The sequence below is a fragment of the Bradyrhizobium genosp. SA-4 str. CB756 genome, from assembly GCF_000473125.1.
GTDB lineage: Bacteria > Pseudomonadota > Alphaproteobacteria > Rhizobiales > Xanthobacteraceae > Bradyrhizobium > Bradyrhizobium arachidis.
The window spans coordinates 7,497,319-7,518,208 of the sequence record NZ_KI421499.1 but is presented as its reverse complement, the minus strand read 5'-3'; the positions used below and the strand labels follow the sequence as shown (position 1 = coordinate 7,518,208).

Genomic DNA, 20,890 nt, shown 5'->3' with positions numbered 1-20,890 from the left:
ATGAACCCGATTTACGCACGCCGCCGCCGCATGGACATCGTCATCCGCGCGCTCTGCCTCGCCGCCGCCGCCTTCGGCGTCACCTGGCTCGCGCTGATCCTGCTGACGCTGTTCTACAACGGCCTGACCGGGCTCAACCTCCAGGTCTTCACCGAAAACACCCCGCCGCCCGGCTCGACCGAGGGCGGCCTACTCAACGCCATCGTCGGCTCGGTGATCATGACCGTGCTCGGCGTCGGCATCGGCGCGCCGCTCGGCATGTTCGCCGGTACCTATCTCGCCGAGTACGGCCGCAACGACAAGCTGACCTCGGTGATCCGCTTCATCAACGACATCCTGCTGTCGGCACCCTCGATCATCATCGGCCTGTTCATCTACGGCGCTGTGGTGGTGCCGATGCGCGGCTTCTCGGCGATCGCCGGCTGCCTCGCGCTCGCCGTGATCGTCATTCCGGTGGTGCTGCGCACGACTGAGGACATGCTGCTGCTGGTGCCGAACGCATTGCGCGAGGCGGCCTCCGCGCTCGGCCTGCCGCGTTCGCTGGTGATCAAGCGCATCGCCTATCGCGCCGCGCGCTCGGGCCTCATCACCGGCGTGATGCTGGCCACCGCCCGCGTCGCCGGCGAGACCGCGCCGCTGCTCTTCACCGCGCTGTCGAACCAGTTCTTCAGCCTGAGCCTGAACAAGACGATGGCCAACCTGCCGGTGACCATCAACAACTTCGTGCAGAGCCCCTACGCCTACTGGAAGCAGCTCGCCTGGAGCGGCGCCCTGCTGATCACGTTGACCGTGCTTGCCTTGAACATTGGCGCGCGCATCCTGAGCGCCGAGAGGACCGCAAAATGAGCGATATGTCAGTTACCGTCAGTACGCCCGTTCAGCACGGCTCGCAGCCGCTACCCGAAGCCCCGGCCAAGGTGACGGTGCGCAACCTCAACTTCTATTACGGCGAGCATCACGCGCTGAAGAACATCAACCTGACGCTCGGCACCAACCGCGTCACGGCGTTCATCGGCCCGTCGGGCTGCGGCAAGTCGACCCTGCTGCGCATCTTCAACCGGATGTACGACCTCTATCCGGGCCAGCGCGTCACCGGTCAGTTGATGCTCGACCAGACCAACATCCTCGACCCCAAGCTGGACCTCAACCTGCTGCGCGCCCGCGTTGGCATGGTGTTCCAGAAGCCGACGCCGTTCCCGATGACGATCTACGAGAACATCGCGTTCGGCATCCGCCTCTACGAGAAGATCTCGAAGTCCGAGATGGACGACCGCGTCGAGAAGGCGCTGCGCGGTGGCGCCCTCTGGAACGAGGTCAAGGACAAGCTCAACGCGTCCGGCCTGTCGCTCTCGGGCGGCCAGCAGCAGCGCCTCTGCATCGCCCGCACCGTCGCGGTGCGGCCCGAGGTGATCCTGTTCGACGAGCCCTGCTCGGCACTGGACCCGATCTCGACCGCCAAGGTCGAGGAGTTGATCCAGGAGCTGTCCGAGAACTACACGATCGCGATCGTCACCCACAACATGCAGCAGGCGGCCCGCGTCTCTGACAAGACCGCCTTCATGTATCTTGGCGAGCTGATCGAGTTCGACGACACCAGCAAGATCTTCACGTCGCCGAGCGATCGGCGGACGCAGGATTACATCACCGGCCGGTTCGGCTGAGGAGACGGGATATGGGTTCTGAACATACCGCAAAGGCCTTCGACACCGACCTCCAGGAGCTCACGCGCCTGGTCGCCGAGATGGGCGGCCTCGCCGAGCGCATGATAGTCGATTCCGTCGACGCGCTGATCCGCCGCGACGTCGCGCTCGGCCAGCGCGTGGTCGCGACCGACGCCGAGATCGACGCGCTCCAGAAGAAGATCGAGGAGCGCGCCGTTCTCACCATCGCCCGTCGCCAGCCGATGGCGGTGGACCTGCGCGAAATCGTCGGCGCGATGCGCGTCGCGACCGATCTCGAGCGCATCGGCGACCTCGCCAAGAACATGGGCAAGCGCGTCGCGGCGCTGGAGACGGACTTCCATCCGCTCAAGCTGTTCCGCGGCCTCGAGCACATGACCGACCTCGTGCAGCAGCAGGTTAAGTCGGTGCTGGACGCCTACGCCGCGCACGACCTGCCGGCGGCGATGGCGGTGTGGAAGGGCGACGAGGAAGTCGACGCCATCTGCACCTCGCTGTTCCGCGAGCTCCTCACCTACATGATGGAGGATCCGCGCAACATCTCGTTCTGCATCCACCTGATGTTCTGCGCCAAGAACATCGAGCGCATCGGTGACCATGCCACCAACATCGCCGAGACCGTGTTCTACATGATCGAGGGCCAGGCGATCACCGACAAGCGGCCGAAGGGTGACATGACGACCTTTGCCACAACGGTCCCGAATAGCTGAAGAGTCAAGGAGCGACGACACCATGGGCGCACGCATTATGGTGGTTGAAGACGAGGAAGCTCTCACCGAGCTGCTTCGCTACAACCTCGAAGGCGACGGCTATGACGTCGAGACGGTGATGCGCGGCGACGACGCCGACACCCGTCTCAAAGAACACATCCCCGACCTGATCGTGCTCGACTGGATGCTGCCGGGCCTCTCCGGCATCGAGCTGTGCCGGCGGCTGCGCACCCGCCCGGAGACCAAGCAGCTGCCGATCATCATGCTCACCGCGCGCGGCGAGGAGAGCGAGCGGGTGCGGGGGCTTGCGACCGGCGCCGACGATTACATCGTCAAGCCGTTCTCGGTGCCGGAGCTGCTGGCGCGCGTGAAGGGCCTGCTCAGGCGCGCAAGCCCGGAGCGGCTCGCCACCGTGCTCGCCTATGGCGACATCGAGCTCGACCGCGACAAGCGCCGCGTCGCGCGCTCGGGCCGGCCGATCGATCTCGGCCCGACCGAATATCGCCTGCTGGAGTTCTTCCTCGAGCATCCGGGCCGCGTGTTCTCGCGCGAGCAGCTGCTCGACAGCGTCTGGGGCCGTGACATCTACATCGACGAACGCACCGTCGACGTGCATATCGGCCGCCTGCGCAAGCTGCTCAATCTCGGTCGTGAGCAGGACCCGATCCGCACTGTCCGCGGCGCCGGCTACGCGCTCGACGACCGCTTTGCGAAGGCGGAGCAGACGTAAGAACGATTGCAAGCGAGCAAAATAAAAGCGCGCCAAGTGGCGCGCTTTTTTATGTCACGGGTCGTCCCGGTCGCGTGCCGGGACGATGTCGTTTGAAGCAGCGTTCAGCGCGTGCCGGGCTTTGCCGGCGCACGGCGACGATCCGCCGCCGGCTGGTAGGCGACGCGCGAGTGCTGCGCGCAATAGGGCAGGCCGGAAAGCGCCTTGCCGCCGCAGAAGAAGAAATCCGGGCTCGAGGGATCGCCGACCGGCCAGTGGCAGGTCGCCTCGTTCAGCTCCAGCAGCGACAGCCGCTGGCTCATCGGCACCACGTTATCGTAGGTGACCGGCTCGGCCTCCACCTCGACCTCGAAGGCCTGCGCCAGTGCGGTGTTGCCGCGCGAGATCGGACGGCTCACGCGCATCATGTGCTGCGCGGGGCGGGCCTTGCGCGGCCGGGGCGCTGCCGATGAGGGGCTCTTGGCGCGGCCGGACAGGCCGAGCCTGTGCACTTTGCCGATCACGGCATTGCGGGTCACATTGCCGAGCTCGGCCGCGATCTGGCTGGCCGAAAGTCCGGCCTCCCAGAGCTTCTTCAGCTGCTCGACGCGATCATCGGACCAGGTCAAAACCGTCATTGCACCCTTTCCCTCGCTGCCGGCCAGCCATCCTGGGGCCTCACAGCGAATGCCTAAGCCTTGAAAAACCCGTGCCGCCAGAATCCCTTAAGGCTCGCCGGGCACGCAGGATGCGCCCGAACGTTTACGCCGGTACATGAGGACTCTTGGGATCAGAACTGCTGCACGAGATGTCGTATCTGACAGTCCAAACGCTACAATATGGCGTGACTCGCGCGCAAGAGTCCGCCGACTCGCTTCCACATGTTCCGTGGTGAAAATCCCGCAAAATCGGCACCGCAAGACTACGGATTCAGCGTTTCCCGGGGCTTTCGGGCGGCATTGACACCCGTCTCACCAGGCATAAGATAGTCGCACGTGCCGCCCTTAAAAGGCGGCACGTTTCGTTTTCCGGGCCGGTCAATGGTGCGTTGCGCAATGCACTCAAGCCGTCCGCAACATCCAAGTGATCGTCATGACCAACAGCGCCGCGCCGCATTTGCTCCCCGTTTTCGCCAGGGCCGACCTCGGTTTCGAGCGCGGCGAAGGCTGCTGGCTGATCGCGACCAATGGCGAGCGCTATCTCGACTTCACTTCGGGCGTCGCGGTGAACGCGCTCGGCCATGCCCATCCCGCGCTGGTCAAGGCGTTGCAGGAGCAGGCGACGAAGCTGTGGCACATGTCGAACCTGTTCCAGAGCCCCGACGGCGAGAAGCTCGCCGCGCGCCTGTGCAGCGAGAGCTTTGCGGACTTCGTGTTCTTCTGCAATTCGGGCGCCGAAGCGCTGGAGGGCGTGATCAAGCTGGTCCGCCATCATCACTTCTCCAAGGGGCATCCGGAGCGCTACCGCATCATCACCTTCGAAGGCGCCTTCCACGGCCGCACGCTGGCAACACTGGCTGCAACGGGATCTGCAAAATATCTCGAAGGTTTCGGTCCGCCGATGGACGGCTTCGACCAGGTGCCGCATGGCGACATCGAGGCCGTGAAGAAGGCGATCGGCCCGCAGACCGCCGGCATCCTGATCGAGCCGATCCAGGGTGAGGGCGGCGTGCGTTCGTCGCCGCCCGCCTTCCTCAAGGCGTTGCGCCAGCTCTGCAACGAGAAGGGCCTGCTGCTCGCGTTTGACGAGGTGCAGACCGGCATGGGCCGCACCGGCGATCTGTTCGCGCATCGGCGCACCGGCGTGACGCCTGACGTGATGTCGCTGGCGAAAGCGCTCGGCGGCGGCTTCCCGATCGGCGCGGTGCTGGCGACCGCAGAGGCGGCCTCCGGCATGGGGCCCGGCTCGCACGGTTCGACCTTCGGCGGCAATCCGCTCGCGATCTCGGCTGCGAACGCCGTTCTCGACGTCATGCTCAAGCCCGGCTTCTTCGATCACGTGCAGAAGATGTCGCTGCTGCTCAAGCAGAAGCTCGCCTCCGTGATCGACCGTCATCCCGACGTCGTCAGCGAAGTGCGCGGCGAGGGGCTCCTGATCGGCATCAAGGCCGTGGTGCCCTCCGGCGATCTGGTCGCGGCGCTGCGCAACGAAAAATTGCTCACGGTCGGCGCCGGCGACAATGTCGTGCGTTTCCTGCCGCCTCTCATCGTCACCGAAACCGAGATCGAGGATAGCGTCGCGCGGCTCGAGCGCGCCTGCACGGCCCTTGCCGGCAACAAGCGGGCGGCAAGCTGATGAGCAGTTCACCCAAGCATTTCCTCGACATCAACGAGCTGCCGCTGACGGAGCTCAAGCGCATGCTCGCCGCATCCTCCGCGATGAAGGCGAAGCAGAAGGCGCACCAGCCGGTGAAGCCGCTCGAAGGCAAGACGCTGGCGATGATCTTCGAGCGTCCCTCGACCCGCACCCGCGTGTCGTTCGACGTCGCCATGCGCCAGCTCGGCGGCGAGCCGATCATGCTCACAGGCGCCGAGATGCAGCTCGGCCGCGGCGAGACCATCGCCGACACCGCGCGCGTGCTGTCGCGCTATGTCGATGCCATCATGATCCGCATCCTCAACCACGAGGCGCTGCTGGAGCTTGCGCAACATGCGACCGTGCCCGTGATCAACGGCCTGACCCGGCGCTCGCATCCCTGCCAGGTGATGGCCGATCTCATGACCTATGAGGAGCATCGCGGCCCGATCGAGGGCCGGACGGTGGCCTGGACCGGTGACGACAACAACGTTCTCGCTTCTTGGGCGCACGCCGCCGAGCGCTTCAAGTTCAAGCTCAATGTCGCAACGCCGCCGGAGCTCGCGCCGAAGAAGGTGATGCGCGACTGGATCAAGGCGACGAACGCGCCGATCGTGCTCGGCACCGATCCGGAGGCGGCCGTAAAGGGCGCCGATTGCGTTGTCACCGACACCTGGGTGTCGATGGGCGACAAGGAAGGCGAGCACCGTCACAACGTACTCAAGCCTTACCAGGTCAATGCCAAGCTGATGTCGCTGGCCAAGCCCGACGCGCTGTTCATGCACTGCCTGCCGGCTCATCGCGGCGAGGAGGTCACGGATGAGGTGATCGACGGCCCGCAATCGGTCGTGTTCGACGAGGCGGAAAACCGCCTGCATGCGCAGAAGGGCATTCTGGCCTGGTGCTTCGACGCGGTGAAGTAGGCGCGTTGGAATTCGCCGCGGCCGCCTCATACACTATCGTCGTCCCTGCGAACGCAGGGACCCATACCGCGGTCACTCTCTTGTGGCAGGCTGGCAGAGGCTGACCAGTCTTCGCCGAACTGCAGCCTGTGGTTATGGGTCCCGGGCTCGCGCTTCCGCCTTCGCCCTTCGGCGGACAAGTCGCGCGCCCCGGGACGACATCGAATTTGCGTTATCGCGTGCCATGATCACTGCTCCCGGAACACGCTGCTCTGCAGCCCTTCCATTTTCGCCCTCCGACCCCAGATAAAGCGCCATGGTTTTCCAATCCCCTGACATGAAAACCGGGCCTGAAGGCCCGGTTCGCGCGCCATCAGCGGTTCCGATCGATGACGCTGTGCTGCCCTACGAGGTCGACGCGCTCGACGTGCGCGGTCGCCTGGTGCGGCTTGGTCCCGCGCTCGACGAGATCCTGACCAAGCACGATTATCCGGCGCCGGTCGGCAAGCTGCTCGGCGAGGCCATCGTGCTGACGACGCTGCTCGGCTCGGCGCTGAAATTCGAGGGCCGCTTCATCCTGCAGGCCCAGACCGACGGTCCGGTGTCGTTCCTGGTGGTCGACTACCAGGCGCCGGATCGCCTGCGCGCCTATGCGCGCTTCGATGCCGCGCGCCTTGGTGATGCCAGGGATTCCGGCGCGCTGCTCGGCCACGGCCATCTCGCCATGACCATCGACCAGGGTCCCGACATGAGCCGCTACCAGGGCCTTGTCGCGCTCGACGGCGGTAGTTTGGAAGATGCCGCCCACGAGTATTTCCTGCGCTCCGAGCAGATCCCGACCAAGGTGCGCCTTGCGGTCGGCGAGGAGTGGCGCAGTAGCGACGGCGGCAAACATCGCTGGCGCGCCGGCGGCATGCTGATGCAGTTTCTGCCGAAAGCGCCGGAGCGCGCGCGGCAGGCCGACCTGCATCCCGGCGACGCCCCGGAAGGCGCCGAAGTGCACAGCATTGCCGAGGACGACGCCTGGGTCGAGGCGCGGTCTCTGATCGAGACCGTCGAGGATGTCGAGCTGATCGATCCGGAGCTGTCCGGCGAGCGGCTGCTCTACCGTCTCTTCCACGAGCGCGGCGTGCGCGTGTTCAAGCCGTTGTCTCTCAAGGCGCAATGCTCCTGCTCGCGCGATGCAGTCGCGTCCATGCTGAAGAGTTTTTCGCCTGACGATCGCGCCGCGATGGTCAAGGACGACAAGGTCGTCGTGACCTGCGAGTTCTGCAGCTCGGTGTATCAGTTCACGCCGGATGAGGCGGGCGTCGAGGACGCGTAAGGGTACTGCCGGTCAAGTGCTCGGTGCCGTAGGGTGGGCAAAGGCGCAAAGCGCCGTGCCCACCATGCCACCGCACTCGCGATGTTGATTGGTGGGCACGCTTCGCTTTGCCCATCCTACGGCACCGCCCTAGTTCAACACCCGCTTGCTGTCCGGGCTGTCCAGCGAGAACGTCGGCACCTCGATCTCGAAACGCTCGCCGCTTTCGCTGACCATCTGGTAGCGGCCGGTCATGAAACCGGAGGCGGTCGAGAGCGGCACGCCCGAGGTGTATTCGAAGCGCTCACCGGGGGCGAGGATCGGCTGCTCGCCGACCACGCCCTCGCCCTTCACCTCCTGCTGGCGGCCGGAGGCGTCGGTGATGATCCAGTGCCGCGTCTTGAGCTGCACGGTCTCCTCGCCGGAATTGGTGATGACGATGGTATAGGACCAGAAAAAGCGCGAGCGGTCGGCCGACGATTGCTCCGGAACAAAGTTCGGCTCGACGGTCACTTCGATCTGGCGGGTCACGGCGCGGTACATGACCGCCATCATAACGAAATCCGGCTCCGGAACCAAACGCCCGAGGTGGTTTTCACGACATCGTCCCGCCAGAATTCGCGAGGAAGTAGACCCCCAAATGTGATCCGGCCGCTTTGCGAGATAATGGCCGGAGCTGTAAACTCCTTCATGCGTCGCGACTTGCGCAAGGGTGTCTAGGCCCCGATGACCATTGCCGACCAAGTGACGGGATCGATCGCGGGAACCGCAAAACCGCGCGCGGCCGCCCCGGCCATCTCGCTGCCCGCCATCGGCGAGCGCGAGCTCCGGCTCGACCTGTTCCGCGGCCTCGCGCTGTGGCTGATCTTCATCGACCATCTGCCGCCGAGCCTTCTGACCTGGTTCACGATCCGCAATTACGGCTTCAGCGACGCCACCGAGATATTCATCTTCATCTCCGGCTACACCGCCGCCTTCGTCTACGGCCGGGCGATGCTGGAGAGCGGCTTCGTCATTGCCACCGCGCGCATCCTGCGGCGCGTCTGGCAGATCTACGTCGCCCACGTCTTCCTGTTCACGATCTTCCTCGCCGAGATCTCCTATGTGGCGACCAGCTTCGAGAACCCGCTCTACACCGAAGAGATGGGGATCATGGATTTCCTCAAGCAGCCCGACATCACCATCGTGCAGGCGTTGCTGCTGCGCTTCCGCCCCGTCAACATGGACGTGCTGCCGCTCTACATCGTGCTGATGCTGGCGTTGCCGCTGATCCTGTGGTCGATGAAGTGGAAGCCCGACGTCACGCTGGCGCTCTCGGCCGTGCTCTATGCGGTGACCTGGGAATTCGATCTCTACTTCTCCGCCTATCCGAACGGCTTCTGGGCGTTCAATCCGCTCGCCTGGCAATTGCTGTTCGTGTTCGGCGCATGGTGCGCGCTCGGAGGTGCGCGGCGCATGTCGCGTATCCTGGCCTCGCCGGTGACGATGTGGATCGCGATCGCCTATATCGTTGCGGCGTTCTACGTGACGCTGACCTGGTACGTGCCGCAGCTTTCGCATTTGATGCCGAAGCGGCTCGAGCAGTGGATGTATCCGATCGACAAGACGGACCTCGATGTGCTGCGCTTCACGCATTTCCTGGCGCTGGCCGCGCTCACCGTGCGCTTCCTGCCGCGGGAATGGCCGGGCCTGAAATCGCCCTGGCTGCGCCCGCTGATCCTGTGCGGCCAGCACTCGCTCGAGATCTTCTGCCTCGGCGTCTTCCTCGCCTTTGCCGGCCATTTCGTCCTGGCCGAAGTCTCCGGCGGCGCGGTCATGCATGCGCTGATTAGTCTCTGCGGAATCCTGATCATGTGGGGCGTGGCCTCTGTCATTTCGTGGTACAAGCGCGTGGCTGACAAGAGCGGTGCGAAAACCAAAAACGCCGTCGGCAACGCCGATCTGGCGGGAGGGGGCTGATGAAGGCGAAGGTTCTCCTGAGCCTGGTCCTGCTATGCGGTAGTCTCGCCGCGCCCCAGGCGCGCGCGGGCGATGCTGCGTCTGCTGCCGCTCCTGCCGCGCCGGCAGCCTGCGAATTGCCGTCCTATCTGCTCACCAGCGAGAGCCAGCTTCCCAGGGTCGCCGATGCGGTTAAGACGGGCAAACCGCTCGAAATCCTCGTCATCGGCAGCGGTTCGACCAGGATTCCGGCCTCGGAGGACAGCTCCTATCCCGCGCGGATGCAGGTCATTTTGAAGGACAAGTTGCCGCCGCCAGAGGTCGTGCACGTCTCCGTAGAAATACAGAGCAAGAAGACGGCCGAGGAGGCGGCCGGGACCTTCGTTAAGCTGATGGAAGCAAAAAGGCCTACTTTGGTCATCTGGCAGACCGGGACCGTGGATGCTATCCGAGCCATCGATCCCGACGATTTCCGCGGCGCTGTGACCTCAGGGGTTGCCGCGCTGCAAAATGCAGGGGCTGACGTCGTCTTGATGAATTTGCAGTACAGCCCGCGTACCGAAACCATGATCTCGGTGCCGCCATATCTCGACAACATGCGGGTGGTGGCGCAGGAGCATGACGTCCCGCTGTTCGATCGTTTCGCAATCATGCGGCAGTGGAATGATCAGGGGCAGTTCGACCTGTTCAGCCCGTCCCGCGGGCCAGAGCTGGCGAAACAGGTCCATGATTGCCTGGGCCGGGCGTTGGCACAGTTCGTGATCGACGCTGCCCATCTGGGGCCGGCCCAGCAGCAGAATTGAGGACTAGCGTTAATGAGTACCTTCCGCCCTTTTTGCCTGACGGCATCGCTGGCTGCGCCCGCGGCGGCGGCGCTGCTGTTGCTGACTCCGGCCTCGCAGTCGCGCGCGCAGGCGCAAGCCGCGCAGGCGACACCCGCGCCCGCGCCATCGGCTAATTCCGCACCGCCCGCCCAGACCACCGTCGCCGCGACGTCACCCGAGCAGCGCGGTATCACATCGCGTGCCATCGACAAGGTGAAGCAGGTCGCGAAATCCGCCGGCGACATCCTTAGCCGCGTGCCTTGCCTGCCTCCCAAGGACGCGAACAAGGGCGGCCCGAAGGCGATGGGCTCGCTGCCGCATGTCGCAAGCAAGCTCGTCGCCGGCCAGCCCGTCGTCATCGTCGCGTTCGGCTCGTCGTCGACCGCGGGATTTGGTGCGAGCTCCCCGGAGTTCAACTATCCGAACCGTCTCGCCGCGCAGCTGCGCCGGCAATATCCGACCGCGGACATCACCGTCGTCAATGCCGGCGTCGGCGGCGAGGACGCGCCCGAGATGATGAAGCGCCTCCAGAAGGAGGTGATCGACGTGCATCCGGATCTGGTGATCTGGCAGGTCGGCACCAACGCCGTGCTGCGCAACCTCGATCCCGGCGACACCGCCAAGATGGTCGAGGACGGCATCGCCCGCATCCAGGCCGCCGGCGGCGCCGACATCGTGCTGGTCGATCCGCAATATTCGCCGGCCGTCAACCAGCGCAAGGAGAGCGCCGGCAAGATGGTGAAGCTGCTCGGCAAGGTCGCCGAGCTCCGTCACGTCGGCATTTTCCCGCGCTTCGAGGTGATGCGCGACTGGCACGAGAACCAATCGATTCCGGTCGAGAGTTTCGTGATCGCCGACGGCCTGCACATGAACGATTGGGGCTACGCCTGCTTCGCCCAGCTGCTCGGCGACGATATCATCCGCTCAGTCGGCCAGATCAAGATCGGCGTGAACGTGCCCGCTGACGTGCGGACGTATCGGCCGATGTAGAAGCGAATAGGGAATGGCGAGTAGCGAATAGAGATCTATTCGCCACTCACTATTCGCCATTCGCCCGTCACGCCTTCTCCAGCGCCGCCGTCAGATCCTCGATCAGATCGTCCGCATGCTCGAGGCCTGCGGAGAAACGGATGAATCCCTCGCTGATGCCGAGCGCGGCACGGTCTTCCGGCTTCAGGCGCTGATGCGTCGTGGTCGCCGGATGCGTGACGAGGCTCTTGGCATCGCCGAGATTGTTCGAGATCTTCGCAAGCTTGAGCTCGTTGAGCACGCGGAACGCCGCCGCCTTGCCGCCCTTGACCTCGAAGCCGACCAGCGTCGAGCCGCCGCGCATCTGCTTCTTCACCAGCGCCGCCTGCGGATGATCGGCGCGACCGGGATAGACCAGCCGCGAAATCTTCGGATGGCTCGCCAGTGCCTCTGCGATCCGCGCAGCCGTATCGGTCTGCGCGCGCACGCGCACGCCGAGCGTCTCAAGGCCCTTCAGGAGAACCCACGCGTTGAACGGCGAGATCGACGGGCCGGTCTGGCGCATGAAATTGTGGATGTGCTCGGCGATGAAGGCTTCCGACGACAGGATGATGCCGCCAAGGCAGCGGCCCTGGCCGTCGATGTGCTTGGTCGCGGAGTAGACGACGACGTCGGCGCCCAGCGCGAGCGGGCTCTGCCAGATCGGCGTCGCGAACACGTTGTCGACGACGAGCCGCGCGCCGCCCTTGTGCGCGATCTCGGCGATGCCGGGAATGTCGAGCACGTCTAACGTCGGGTTGGTCGGACTCTCCAGGAAGAACGTCTTGGTGTTGGGCCTTACGGCCCGCTGCCACTCGTCGAGATTGGCTCCGTCGACCAGCGTGGTCTCGATGCCGTAGCGCGGCAAGAGGTCCTGGATGACGTAGAGACACGAGCCGAACAGGGCGCGGGAGGCCACCACGTGATCGCCGGCCTTCAGCGGCGCCAGGATCGCCGTGGTCACCGCGGCCATGCCGGTTGCCGCCGAGCGGGCGGCTTCGGCGCCTTCGAGCTCGATCATGCGGCGCTCGAACATCGCGATCGTCGGGTTGGAGTAGCGCGAATAGATGAAGCCGGGGTCCTCGCCCTTGAACCGCGCCTCGCACTCCTCGGCGCTGTTGTAGACGTAGCCTTGCGTCAAAAACAGCGCCTCCGACGTCTCGCCATATTGCGAGCGCAGGGTGCCGGAATGGACCAGGCGGGTTTCGGGACGGTAGTTGGCAGGCGACTTCGACATAGGACCCTCCGATATGACCGCCTCGTCGAAAACGGTCACAAAAAAACCGGCCTGGATATCTCCACGGGCCGGGATCACAGAGGTCCCCGGCCTGTTTAGCGACTTATTTAACGTGGCTGCAAGCCGGCCGGCTCAAATCACCACGGGATAAGTGATGCTCATATTCCGCAATGCCCTTTCCGTCAAGGCGTCCATCGGATAGCCGTAAAAGGCTAGTATTTCCGGCATGTCCGGATGCGTTTGCCCCCTGATGAGGACCCCCGGTTGAGCTTTACGGTTGCCGCCGACGCCAATGGTATCCTGCCCGACCGCATGATCGCGGCGATGGCGGAAGCAGGCCTCATCCTGCCCGAATACGATTTCGTCGAAAGCCAGATCCAGCCGGCAAGCCTCGATCTGCGCCTCGGGGACATCGCCTATCGCGTCCGCGCCAGCTTCCTGCCAGGCCCCGGCGCCACCGTCGCCGAGCGCATCGACGAATTGAAGCTGCATGAGTTCAGCCTCGCCGACGGTGCGGTGCTGGAGACCAACTGCGTCTACATCGTGCCGCTGCTCGAGAGCCTGGCGCTGCCGCCGGAGATCGTCGCGGCCGCGAACCCCAAGAGCTCGACCGGCCGGCTCGACGTCTTCACCCGCGTCATCGCTGACGGCACCCGCCGCTTCGACATGATCGGCGCCGGCTATCACGGCCCGCTTTATGCCGAGATCAGCCCGAAGACGTTTCCGGTGCTGGTGCGCGAGGGCTCGCGTCTGTCGCAGGTGCGCTTCCGCACTGGTGACGCCATCCTCAATGCCGACGAGCTCGACGGCTTGCATGCTGCCGAGCGCCTCGTCGACATCGACAATGCCGATCTCTCCGGCGGCGTCGCCGTCTCGGTCGATCTCTCTGGCGAGAAGGCCAACGGCTTCGTCGGCTATCGTGCCAAGCGCCACACCGGCGTCGTCGATGTCGATCGCCGCGCCGGCTATGCGGTGGAAGATTTCTGGGAGCCGATCTCGGCCCGTCCTGATGGTAGCCTGATCCTCGACCCCGGCGAGTTCTATATCCTCGCCTCCAAGGAAGCGGTGCAGGTGCCGCCGGATTACGCCGCGGAGATGGTGCCGTTCGATCCGCTGGTCGGCGAATTCCGCGTACACTATGCCGGCTTTTTCGATCCCGGCTTCGGCTATGCCGGCGCTGGGGGGCAGGGCGCACGCGCCGTGCTGGAAGTGCGCTCGCGCGAGGTGCCGTTCATCCTCGAGCACGGCCAGATCGTCGGCCGTCTCGTCTATGAAAAGATGCTCGCGCGTCCCGACGCGATGTACGGCCAGCGCATCGGTTCCAACTACCAGGCGCAAGGCCTCAAACTATCGAAGCATTTTCGGGTGTAGCAGCACACTCCGCTGTCATGCCCCGGCTTGACCGGGGCATCCAGTACGCCGCGGCCTCTCGATTTGATCACGTCCGCTTCGGAGTACTGGATCGCCCGATCAAGTCGGGCGATGACACCGAATGTGTGGCAGGATGCGCAACGAAATCCAGCGACATGCGAGGTCTCACCATGACCGATCAATCCCACCTCGACGCAAGAATCCTCAACGACGCCGCGGACGCGCTGATCTATTCCGATCGCTCCGGTACGATCACGCGCTGGAATCGCGCATCGACCGCGCTGTTCGGCTTCTCCGCGGACGAAGCGCTCGGCCAGAACCTCGACCTCATCATTCCCGAACATCTGCGCGCCGCGCACTGGAAAGGATTTGAGGCTGCGCTCGCGAGCGGGACGATGAAGCTTGCGGGCAAGCCGACGCTGACGCGCGCGCTGCACAAGAGCGGGCGCAAGCTCTACATCGAGATGACCTTCGCGCTGGTGCGGGATCCCGGCGGCGCGGTGCAGGGATCGGTGGCGATGGCACGCGACGTCACCGAGCGCGTCGAGCGAGAGCGCGCCGCGAGGCTTGCACAAAATTCGTGATGCGGAATTGACGGGCCGCCGCGCAGGGCGTCCTGCATAAGCGTCAGGTTGCCTGCTACCAGTCGCAGTGACACACTCGATCAAAACCACGATCGGGAGTGAACATGACCGCAGCAGTAGATGCCGCGCAAGCCGCACAATGGAAGCGCTGGCGCGCGGTCGCAGACCTCTATCACGCCTATTTCACCGGTCTCATCCTCACGGTCGTCACGCGACGCGGCACGGCGGATGCGGCGGAGTTTGTCTTCCGCGTGTTCCGTCGCCAGCAGCAGGAGCGTTTCCTGCCCGGGCTCAAGAAGCTCGGGATCGATCATCTGCCGCCGGCGGTGGCCGCCGCGCAATATCACTACCTCTCCAATTGGATCAGCGGCGTGCATGTCGAATACATGTACGAGAGCGACACCAAGGCCTGGATCCGCTATCCGCCGCCGCGCTGGATCTGGAAGGGCACCGCGATCTGCGGCGTGCCGGGCGAGGTGAGCCGCGCGATGCTGCGCGGCTGGCACGCCAACAACGGCGTCGCGCTCGGCGATATCAGGCTCGGCTTCGTCTGCACCAAGCAGAGCGTCGATGGCCAGGACGGGCTCGAAGGCTACTATCATCAATACGACCATCCCCTCGAGCTGGATCAGCGCCTCGTCTTCGCGCGGCATCTGGAGGCACCGTTGTTCGATGCCAAGACAGCGCCCGAGCTCCCTGTCGCGAGTTGGCCAAAGCCGCGGCTTGAAAAAGCCTATCGCAACTACGCGATGGAATATGTGCGCACCGCAGCTCCCGTGATGGTGCAGCTGTTCGGGCCGGAGGATGCCGGCTATCTCCTGCATCTCACGGGCAAGCTGATCGGCATGCAGTATTTCGATGAGGTCGCGGCTGCGCTGTCGATGCGCCGCGGTGGCGCGGGCGATTTCGCATCGTTCCTGAACGCGCTGTTCGCCGCGCAGGATGATGCGACAGAGACCACACAATCCGAAGGCAGCTTCGAAATCCGCCAGCAGAGCTGGAAGCTGATGGACGATGTCGCCGATTATCACCGGACCTGCGCCAAGGTGCTCGAAGGATTGTTCGAGGGCCTCGCCGCGGGATGCGGCCGGCATATCGGTGTACAGACGCGAGCCACCGCCGGTGGACGTCCGCCGCTGGTCTGGACGATCGGATAGCCGGCGCTGCCGCCGCGCACTTCGCCTCTCCCCGCGTGCGGGGAGAGGCCGACGCGCGTAGCGCGGCGGGTGAGGGGGGACTCTCCGTGAGTCTAGCTGTCACCTTCCTTGCGGATGGGGCCCCTCACCCCGACCCTCTCCCCGTAAGAACGGGGAGAGGGAGAAGAGAGGGAGAGGAGCCGCAATTCCACGGGCTGGAATGCGATGCCGCAGGGCACGCCTGCACCTGACGCAGGAGGAATCGGCAATGGCCGTGCTAACAACCACCGCAGCGCCTTCCGCGCGAAGTCATTGATTGGCACACCTGTTCATTGCCGCGCCGCAAATGGCGCCTGCGCCCGGGAGAGGACATGTCCGACATCGCCGAAATCCCGGTCGATGAGCAAGAGCGCCCGCTGCCACCGCCTCCGCCTCCCGTGAAGAGCGCGCTGACCGACGGGCCGATCCTGCGCACGCTGCTCTCTCTCGCCTGGCCGAACGTGATCGCGCTGTCGGCCGGCACCTGCACGGTGATCGCGGAGACCTCCTATATCGGCCGGCTCGGCGTCGAGGCGCTGGCTGCGATGGCGCTGGTGTTTCCGACAGTGATCCTGACCATGACGATGTCCGGCGGCGCCATGGGCGGCGCGGTGGCTTCCGCCATCGCACGCGCGCTCGGCGCCGGCGATCGCGAGCGTGCCGGCACGCTCGCCGTGCATGCGATGCTGATCGGCATCAGCTTCGGCCTCGTCTTCATGCTGGGCATGCTGATCTTCGGGCCCAGGGTGCTCGAAATGCTCGGCGGCCGCGGCGATGTGCTGACGCACGCGATCGCCTACACGCAGGTGTTTTTCGGCGGCGCGGTGCTGCCCTGGCTGCTCAACACCATGGCCGGCGTTTTGCGCGGCACCGGCAACATGAAGCTGCCGTCGTTCCTCATCCTCAACTCCGCGGCCTGGCAGATCGTGCTCGGCGGTACGCTCGGCCTCGGGCTCGGCCCTGTGCCGCAGCTCGGCATGCGCGGCGTCGCGGCCGGCGCGCTGATCGCCTACTCCATGAACATCTGCATCATGGGCTGGTACCTGTTCTCCGGCCGCGCCCGGATAGCACCGAAGCTGCGCGGACTTCGCATCCAATGGGCGATGTTCTTCGACATCCTGAAGGTCGGCGCCATCGCCTGCTTCTCGCCGCTGCAATCGGTGCTGACGATCTCGATCTTCACCCACATGCTGGCGAAGTTCGGCACGGCGATCCTCGCCGGCTATGGCATCGGCGCGCGGCTGGAGTTTTTGCTGACCTCGATCGCATTCTCGTTCGGCATCGCCTGCGTGCCGATGGTCGGCATGGCGATCGGCGCGGGTCGCATCGCGCGAGCCCGGCGCATCGCCTGGATCGCCAGTGCCGCCGCCTTCGTGGCGGTCGGCACGCCGGCATGCCTGGTTGCGATCTTCCCCGACCTCTGGGTCAACATCTTCACCGACAGCGCGGCCGTGCGCGCGGCGAGCCATCAATATCTCTCGACGGTCGGGCCGTTCTACGCCTTCTTCGGCCTTGCCACGACGATGTATTTCTCCTCGCAAGGTGCGGCGAAGGTGATCGGCCCGGTGCTGGCACAGACCGCGCGGCTGATCTACATCTCGGCCGTCGGCTGGTGGCTGTCGACGCACGACGCCACCGCGCAGAGCTTCTTCTGGCTGGCCGCAAGCTCGATGGTCCTGCTCGGCCTGCTCTCTTGCTCCAGCGTCGTGCTGACGCGCTGGGGACCGCGCGACAGCAAGCCGACGATCAGGCCGGTGCTGTCGGCCGCGGATTAGGCGCGTCAGCCGGATTTTTGTTTCCGAATATTTCCATTCGTCGCCTGGCAATACCGGGTAACGACGGCTGCGCCTTGCGAAGGCTCCGCGCCAGCTCCTGCGAACAATTTCGCCGCGAGTCCACCAGAAGCACGGAAGCCCACATGACCTCGATTTCGTCGCTCTCCTTCCACCATCACCACGCATCGCCATTGCAGCGGCTGCAAGACGAGCTGCAAACGGAAGTCAGTTCCGGCGCGATCAGTTCGACCGATCAAACGGCGCTGTCGTCCGCGCTCGGCGATATCGATTCCGCCTTGCAATCGAGCACGACCGGCGATCAGTCCAGCGGCAGCCGGCTGTCGCCCGGCGCGTTCGGTTCGAAGATCGATGATCTCATCCAGCAGGAGGTTTCGAGCGGTAAGCTGACCGATCAGCAGGCCACCGAGCTGCAAGGCATCTTCAAGGCGGCGTTCTCGCAAGGACCCGGCGGGCCGGGTGGCGCAGGCGGACCGCCTCCCGGACCGCCGCCGTCGGACGGCTCTTCCGTCAGCGACACGGATAGTTCATCGAGTGGCAATCCGCTGGTGGACTTGCTTCAGCAATTCCTTCAGTCGCTGACAAGCTCGCTCACGGATTCGACCTCGTCCAGCGCGACGGGATCAGGCGATACGACGACCGGGAACAGCACGGATAGTTCGTCAAGCAGCACGTCGGCGACGGAGCTGCTGCAACAATTTCTCCAATCGCTGAAGAACTCGCTCGACGATCAGACCTACAGTGCGGGATCGAGCGACGCGGCGACTGCAAACGCTTCGTTGTCCGGCGTCCTTCTCAACGACCGGGTCTGATAGCCCCCGACGCATCACGCCCCTGACCCGGTGCAACCATCCTTCGTGCCCCGAAGGATGGTTGCTTCGTTTTCCGGAGCTGCCAAGCGGCGGTACTGCGCGCGTGCGATCTAGCGATGTTTGTGGCGGCGATGGCCGCCACCGCCGGCATTGGCGAGCCGCATCAATTGCGGGATCATCGCCATCATGTCACCGCCGCCGGCGCCGCCGAGCATGCCCATGATATCGCCGCCGCCCATGCCGCCGAATCCGGCCGGCATGGTGCCGCCGCCCATCGGCATGTAGCCGCCGTAATTGGGCGCGCCGACCCCCCCGCCGAGATTGCCGCCGGCGAGGCCGCCAAGACCACCACCAAACCCGCCGCCGCCATTCTCAATCATGCGGCTCATCATCGGGCCCATGGTCCGCATCAGCATGGCGAAGCGGCGCTTGCCCATCTTCGCCTTCATCATCTCCAGCATCGGCGCCATCTGGGTCATCATGTCCTCGCCGCCGGCAGCGCCGCCGCCGAGGAACTGCGCCTTTGCCGGCGCGCTCGAAATCGAAAACAGCAGCAGCACGGCGGCCGCCTGGCAGATCACCTTGTCCGCACCTCTCATGGCCTGCTCCTCGCGTGCGCGGCGCCGCCGGGAGAGCGGAGCCAACCGGACGCACGCGGCCATGGTTACGGCCGCCGAAGAGAGGGCTCTGTGCCTGAAGTCACAGAGCGTGTTCAGGCCGCGGGCGGAAACGCCTTGTGCATCGCGACGACGGCTTCCTTCGTCTGCCCCTGCACATAGGGCGCAAGCTCGTTCGGCAGCATGTCGATGATCCAGACCAGGCGGCAGCTCTTGTCGCCTTCGGCGATCACCTGCACCGAGGCGCTGTAATGCTTCAGCCGTTCGCTGTCGATCGCATACACCAGCCGCTGCCGGGCATCGTCGCAATCGACCAGCACCTCGCGCGCGACGGAGCCGTTAGCGAAGGTGACGATGCGCGCATCGCCATCGAGCGTGCAGGCGGTGACGAAGCCCGGCACCAGCCGCTGAGGCAGCGCGCCGAAATCGCGCACCGCGTCCCAGACGTCGCTCGCGGAGGCGGAGAGGGGAATGTCGTTGTGGATGGAGGCCATGGGAGTTTCCTCAAATGCGGTATTGGTAGGGTGGGCAAAGGCGCGAAGCGCCGTGCCCACCATTGATGGTTGGTGGGCACGCTTTCGCTTTGCCCACCCTACGAAAGCGCGTGCGCGGCTAGCGCTCACGCACAAACCGCCTCGACATTGTTGCCATCGGGATCGATCAAGAACGCCGCGTAATAGGTCGGGCTGTAATCCTTGCGCGGCCCGGCGCCGCCATTGTCGCGGCCGCCGCTCTTCAAGCCCTCACTGTGAAACGCCTTGACCGCGTCGTGATCCCCGGCGCGAAACGCGATATGCGCGCCGTCGGCCTTGCGTCCCTTGTTCAGGTGCAGCCACAACGCGGGCTCTCCCTTCGGCCCGAAGCCGGCATAGCCGTCGCCGCTGGAGCACAGGCCATAGCCGAGCGGCGCCAGCACCGCGGTGTAGAAGCGCGTGGCGGCGTCGAGGTCGGCAACGCGCAATCCGATGTGGTCATACATAGTCGTCTCCATTTGCAAAGCGCGCCGCAACTGGCGCGCGCCGGAGACGAAACTAGTCAGTTGAGGGCAAGCTGCTCTTGGAGAATCTTGCGCTTTCCCTTCGAGGCCTGCCGGAACTTGGTCGGCGATACGCCGGCCGCGCGATGAAACGTGCGGACGAAGTTGGAGAGGTCGCCGAAGCCGACGTCATAGGCGATGTCGGTGACGGCGATGTCGTCCTCAGTAAGCCGGCGCGCCGCATGCCGCAGCCGCGAGCGCACCAGATATTGATGCGGGGTGACGCCAAGCACGGCGGAGAACAGCCGCAGGAAATGGAACGGGCTGAGGCCCGCCTGCTTTGCGGTCTGTTCGAGATCGACCTCAGTATGCGAATTGTCATCGATCCACAGCGCAGCCTCGACCGCGCGGCGTCGGTCGCGTGCGGTCGGTGTGGCCTGCTTGCGCGCCTTGCCGGAGACGATCTCGACAAAGCGGCCCGCAAGAATCTGGCCGATCTCGTCGAGGCCCAAGTCGCTGTTGCCATCTGCTGCCGTCTGGGCGAGCTCGCCCAGCACCATCAGCTCGGGCAGCGGCGGCGTCGCGCCGACCTGCCAGACCTCGCGCCACCCGCCGAGGGCATCGACCAGGTCCTCGCTGAATGAGAAGCCGAGGCAGACGTCGCCCGAGACATGCTCATGCGTGCAGGTGTATTCCTCGCCGGGCGCGCCGACCAGCATCGATCCCGCCACCAGCTCGAAGAAGCCGGCGCGGCAATGGCAACCGAAGCTGCCGGAGCGGACATAGCCGATGGAATGGCCGGTGCGGCATTCCGCAAATGGCGTGTCGTCCGGTCCCGCATCGCAGCGAAACTCGGAGACGGTCATCGAACGTGTCGTCAGCAGCGTGGTTGCGTCCATCCCGCCTATCTAGGGATGATCCGGACAAGTGTGTAGCGGTTGTCCGACAAGATCATGC

General features: G+C 65.0%; 22 protein-coding genes and 1 riboswitch. Of the genes, 15 read left to right on the top strand and 7 right to left on the bottom strand.

All coding sequences use genetic code 11. The features are described from left to right. From pstA to phoB, 4 genes are read left to right on the top strand one after another with little or no spacing between them, the layout of a single operon-like run. Window positions 1–846: a phosphate ABC transporter permease PstA gene (gene pstA / locus BRAGE_RS50850; protein WP_035730482.1), complete on the top strand. Its 846-nt coding sequence runs from the start codon at window positions 1–3 to the stop codon at window positions 844–846. Next, window positions 843–1,661 (top strand): phosphate ABC transporter ATP-binding protein PstB, encoded by an 819-nt coding sequence (gene pstB / locus BRAGE_RS0136390; RefSeq protein ID WP_027564822.1) that lies wholly within the window; start codon window positions 843–845, stop codon window positions 1,659–1,661. Before pstA ends, pstB begins: the two co-directional genes overlap by 4 nt. Before the next feature lie 11 nt (window positions 1,662–1,672). Further along, a complete protein-coding gene (gene phoU / locus BRAGE_RS0136385) occupies window positions 1,673–2,389 on the top strand; it encodes a phosphate signaling complex protein PhoU (protein WP_027564821.1) in 717 nt (238 codons plus the stop codon). 22 nt (window positions 2,390–2,411) lie between these two features. Beyond that, window positions 2,412–3,119 (top strand): phosphate regulon transcriptional regulator PhoB, encoded by a 708-nt coding sequence (gene phoB / locus BRAGE_RS0136380; RefSeq protein WP_008143479.1) that lies wholly within the window; start codon window positions 2,412–2,414, stop codon window positions 3,117–3,119. 104 nt (window positions 3,120–3,223) lie between these two features. On the opposite strand, the gene BRAGE_RS0136375 is transcribed toward phoB, so the two are convergent. Beyond that, on the bottom strand, window positions 3,224–3,736 hold the full coding sequence (locus BRAGE_RS0136375) for a GcrA family cell cycle regulator (protein ID WP_027564820.1): 513 nt from the start codon (window positions 3,734–3,736) through the stop codon (window positions 3,224–3,226). A 454-nt stretch (window positions 3,737–4,190) separates the two neighbouring features. Here BRAGE_RS0136375 and BRAGE_RS0136370 point away from each other — a divergent pair, with 454 nt between their 5' ends. The 3 genes from BRAGE_RS0136370 (at window position 4,191) to BRAGE_RS0136360 (ending at window position 7,619) form a co-directional block, all read left to right on the top strand. Then, window positions 4,191–5,393 carry an aspartate aminotransferase family protein gene (locus BRAGE_RS0136370; RefSeq protein WP_027564819.1) on the top strand — a complete coding sequence of 401 codons (1,203 nt, stop codon included), beginning with the start codon at window positions 4,191–4,193 and terminating at the stop codon, window positions 5,391–5,393. After that, the gene (gene argF, locus BRAGE_RS0136365; protein ID WP_027564818.1) at window positions 5,393–6,316 is read left to right on the top strand and encodes an ornithine carbamoyltransferase; all 924 of its coding nucleotides are present in this window, start codon (window positions 5,393–5,395) and stop codon (window positions 6,314–6,316) included. Before BRAGE_RS0136370 ends, argF begins: the two co-directional genes overlap by 1 nt. A gap of 295 nt (window positions 6,317–6,611) precedes the next feature. Then, complete coding sequence (locus BRAGE_RS0136360; protein WP_027564817.1) at window positions 6,612–7,619, top strand: Hsp33 family molecular chaperone; 1,008 nt, start codon at window positions 6,612–6,614, stop codon at window positions 7,617–7,619. A 129-nt stretch (window positions 7,620–7,748) separates the two neighbouring features. On the opposite strand, the gene apaG is transcribed toward BRAGE_RS0136360, so the two are convergent. Beyond that, window positions 7,749–8,141, bottom strand: coding sequence for a Co2+/Mg2+ efflux protein ApaG (gene apaG, locus BRAGE_RS0136355; protein ID WP_027564816.1), 393 nt, complete (start codon window positions 8,139–8,141; stop codon window positions 7,749–7,751). Between the two features lie 183 nt (window positions 8,142–8,324). Between apaG and BRAGE_RS0136350 the strand changes: the two genes are divergently transcribed. From BRAGE_RS0136350 to BRAGE_RS0136340, 3 genes are read left to right on the top strand one after another with little or no spacing between them, the layout of a single operon-like run. After that, complete coding sequence (locus BRAGE_RS0136350) at window positions 8,325–9,557, top strand: OpgC domain-containing protein (protein WP_027564815.1); 1,233 nt, start codon at window positions 8,325–8,327, stop codon at window positions 9,555–9,557. After that, complete coding sequence (locus BRAGE_RS0136345) at window positions 9,557–10,339, top strand: SGNH/GDSL hydrolase family protein (protein WP_027564814.1); 783 nt, start codon at window positions 9,557–9,559, stop codon at window positions 10,337–10,339. Before BRAGE_RS0136350 ends, BRAGE_RS0136345 begins: the two co-directional genes overlap by 1 nt. Before the next feature lie 12 nt (window positions 10,340–10,351). After that, window positions 10,352–11,350, top strand: coding sequence for an SGNH/GDSL hydrolase family protein (locus BRAGE_RS0136340; protein WP_027564813.1), 999 nt, complete (start codon window positions 10,352–10,354; stop codon window positions 11,348–11,350). A 67-nt stretch (window positions 11,351–11,417) separates the two neighbouring features. Here BRAGE_RS0136340 and BRAGE_RS0136335 read toward each other — a convergent pair whose 3' ends face one another. Then, window positions 11,418–12,605 carry an O-succinylhomoserine sulfhydrylase gene (locus BRAGE_RS0136335; protein ID WP_027564812.1) on the bottom strand — a complete coding sequence of 396 codons (1,188 nt, stop codon included), beginning with the start codon at window positions 12,603–12,605 and terminating at the stop codon, window positions 11,418–11,420. A gap of 74 nt (window positions 12,606–12,679) precedes the next feature. Next, a riboswitch (SAM riboswitch) is annotated at window positions 12,680–12,759 on the bottom strand. Window positions 12,760–12,839: 80 nt separating this feature from the next. On the opposite strand from BRAGE_RS0136335, the gene BRAGE_RS0136330 reads away from it, so the two are divergent. The 5 genes from BRAGE_RS0136330 (at window position 12,840) to BRAGE_RS0136310 (ending at window position 18,340) form a co-directional block, all read left to right on the top strand. After that, window positions 12,840–13,976, top strand: coding sequence for a 2'-deoxycytidine 5'-triphosphate deaminase (locus BRAGE_RS0136330; protein ID WP_108914738.1), 1,137 nt, complete (start codon window positions 12,840–12,842; stop codon window positions 13,974–13,976). 170 nt (window positions 13,977–14,146) lie between these two features. Continuing rightward, a complete protein-coding gene (locus BRAGE_RS0136325; protein ID WP_027564810.1) occupies window positions 14,147–14,560 on the top strand; it encodes a PAS domain-containing protein in 414 nt (137 codons plus the stop codon). 104 nt (window positions 14,561–14,664) lie between these two features. Continuing rightward, window positions 14,665–15,717, top strand: coding sequence for a hypothetical protein (locus BRAGE_RS0136320; protein ID WP_027564809.1), 1,053 nt, complete (start codon window positions 14,665–14,667; stop codon window positions 15,715–15,717). A gap of 350 nt (window positions 15,718–16,067) precedes the next feature. After that, on the top strand, window positions 16,068–17,510 hold the full coding sequence (locus tag BRAGE_RS0136315; protein WP_027564808.1) for an MATE family efflux transporter: 1,443 nt from the start codon (window positions 16,068–16,070) through the stop codon (window positions 17,508–17,510). Window positions 17,511–17,653: 143 nt separating this feature from the next. After that, window positions 17,654–18,340, top strand: coding sequence for a hypothetical protein (locus tag BRAGE_RS0136310; protein WP_027564807.1), 687 nt, complete (start codon window positions 17,654–17,656; stop codon window positions 18,338–18,340). A 110-nt stretch (window positions 18,341–18,450) separates the two neighbouring features. Here the strand turns inward: BRAGE_RS0136310 and BRAGE_RS0136305 are convergent, their stop codons facing one another. The 4 genes from BRAGE_RS0136305 to BRAGE_RS0136290 all read right to left on the bottom strand — a co-directional run bounded on the left by BRAGE_RS0136305 (window position 18,451) and on the right by BRAGE_RS0136290 (window position 20,832). After that, window positions 18,451–18,939 carry a hypothetical protein gene (locus BRAGE_RS0136305; protein ID WP_027564806.1) on the bottom strand — a complete coding sequence of 163 codons (489 nt, stop codon included), beginning with the start codon at window positions 18,937–18,939 and terminating at the stop codon, window positions 18,451–18,453. A 113-nt stretch (window positions 18,940–19,052) separates the two neighbouring features. After that, window positions 19,053–19,451: an SRPBCC family protein gene (locus tag BRAGE_RS0136300; protein ID WP_027564805.1), complete on the bottom strand. Its 399-nt coding sequence runs from the start codon at window positions 19,449–19,451 to the stop codon at window positions 19,053–19,055. 125 nt (window positions 19,452–19,576) lie between these two features. After that, window positions 19,577–19,936, bottom strand: coding sequence for a VOC family protein (locus BRAGE_RS0136295; RefSeq protein WP_027564804.1), 360 nt, complete (start codon window positions 19,934–19,936; stop codon window positions 19,577–19,579). Window positions 19,937–19,992: 56 nt separating this feature from the next. Continuing rightward, the gene (locus BRAGE_RS0136290) at window positions 19,993–20,832 is read right to left on the bottom strand and encodes a helix-turn-helix transcriptional regulator (RefSeq protein WP_027564803.1); all 840 of its coding nucleotides are present in this window, start codon (window positions 20,830–20,832) and stop codon (window positions 19,993–19,995) included. Window positions 20,833–20,890 lie beyond the last annotated feature (58 nt).

Excerpts from the sequence above, each read along its gene's own strand:
- BRAGE_RS0136320 (WP_027564809.1), top strand. The coding sequence starts at position 14,665 with ATGACCGCAGCAGTAGATGCCGCGCAAGCCGCACAATGGAAGCGCTGG.
- BRAGE_RS0136295 (WP_027564804.1), bottom strand. The coding sequence starts at position 19,936 with ATGTATGACCACATCGGATTGCGCGTTGCCGACCTCGACGCCGCCACG.
- BRAGE_RS0136305 (WP_027564806.1), bottom strand. The coding sequence starts at position 18,939 with ATGAGAGGTGCGGACAAGGTGATCTGCCAGGCGGCCGCCGTGCTGCTG.
- phoU (WP_027564821.1), top strand. The coding sequence starts at position 1,673 with ATGGGTTCTGAACATACCGCAAAGGCCTTCGACACCGACCTCCAGGAG.
- apaG (WP_027564816.1), bottom strand. The coding sequence starts at position 8,141 with ATGTACCGCGCCGTGACCCGCCAGATCGAAGTGACCGTCGAGCCGAAC.
- pstA (WP_035730482.1), top strand. The coding sequence starts at position 1 with ATGAACCCGATTTACGCACGCCGCCGCCGCATGGACATCGTCATCCGC.
- phoB (WP_008143479.1), top strand. The coding sequence starts at position 2,412 with ATGGGCGCACGCATTATGGTGGTTGAAGACGAGGAAGCTCTCACCGAG.
- BRAGE_RS0136370 (WP_027564819.1), top strand. The coding sequence starts at position 4,191 with ATGACCAACAGCGCCGCGCCGCATTTGCTCCCCGTTTTCGCCAGGGCC.
- BRAGE_RS0136345 (WP_027564814.1), top strand. The coding sequence starts at position 9,557 with ATGAAGGCGAAGGTTCTCCTGAGCCTGGTCCTGCTATGCGGTAGTCTC.
- BRAGE_RS0136315 (WP_027564808.1), top strand. The coding sequence starts at position 16,068 with ATGTCCGACATCGCCGAAATCCCGGTCGATGAGCAAGAGCGCCCGCTG.
- BRAGE_RS0136335 (WP_027564812.1), bottom strand. The coding sequence starts at position 12,605 with ATGTCGAAGTCGCCTGCCAACTACCGTCCCGAAACCCGCCTGGTCCAT.
- BRAGE_RS0136375 (WP_027564820.1), bottom strand. The coding sequence starts at position 3,736 with ATGACGGTTTTGACCTGGTCCGATGATCGCGTCGAGCAGCTGAAGAAG.
- BRAGE_RS0136340 (WP_027564813.1), top strand. The coding sequence starts at position 10,352 with ATGAGTACCTTCCGCCCTTTTTGCCTGACGGCATCGCTGGCTGCGCCC.
- BRAGE_RS0136300 (WP_027564805.1), bottom strand. The coding sequence starts at position 19,451 with ATGGCCTCCATCCACAACGACATTCCCCTCTCCGCCTCCGCGAGCGAC.
- pstB (WP_027564822.1), top strand. The coding sequence starts at position 843 with ATGAGCGATATGTCAGTTACCGTCAGTACGCCCGTTCAGCACGGCTCG.
- BRAGE_RS0136310 (WP_027564807.1), top strand. The coding sequence starts at position 17,654 with ATGACCTCGATTTCGTCGCTCTCCTTCCACCATCACCACGCATCGCCA.
- BRAGE_RS0136325 (WP_027564810.1), top strand. The coding sequence starts at position 14,147 with ATGACCGATCAATCCCACCTCGACGCAAGAATCCTCAACGACGCCGCG.
- BRAGE_RS0136360 (WP_027564817.1), top strand. The coding sequence starts at position 6,612 with ATGGTTTTCCAATCCCCTGACATGAAAACCGGGCCTGAAGGCCCGGTT.
- BRAGE_RS0136330 (WP_108914738.1), top strand. The coding sequence starts at position 12,840 with ATGCGTTTGCCCCCTGATGAGGACCCCCGGTTGAGCTTTACGGTTGCC.
- argF (WP_027564818.1), top strand. The coding sequence starts at position 5,393 with ATGAGCAGTTCACCCAAGCATTTCCTCGACATCAACGAGCTGCCGCTG.
- BRAGE_RS0136290 (WP_027564803.1), bottom strand. The coding sequence starts at position 20,832 with ATGGACGCAACCACGCTGCTGACGACACGTTCGATGACCGTCTCCGAG.
- BRAGE_RS0136350 (WP_027564815.1), top strand. The coding sequence starts at position 8,325 with ATGACCATTGCCGACCAAGTGACGGGATCGATCGCGGGAACCGCAAAA.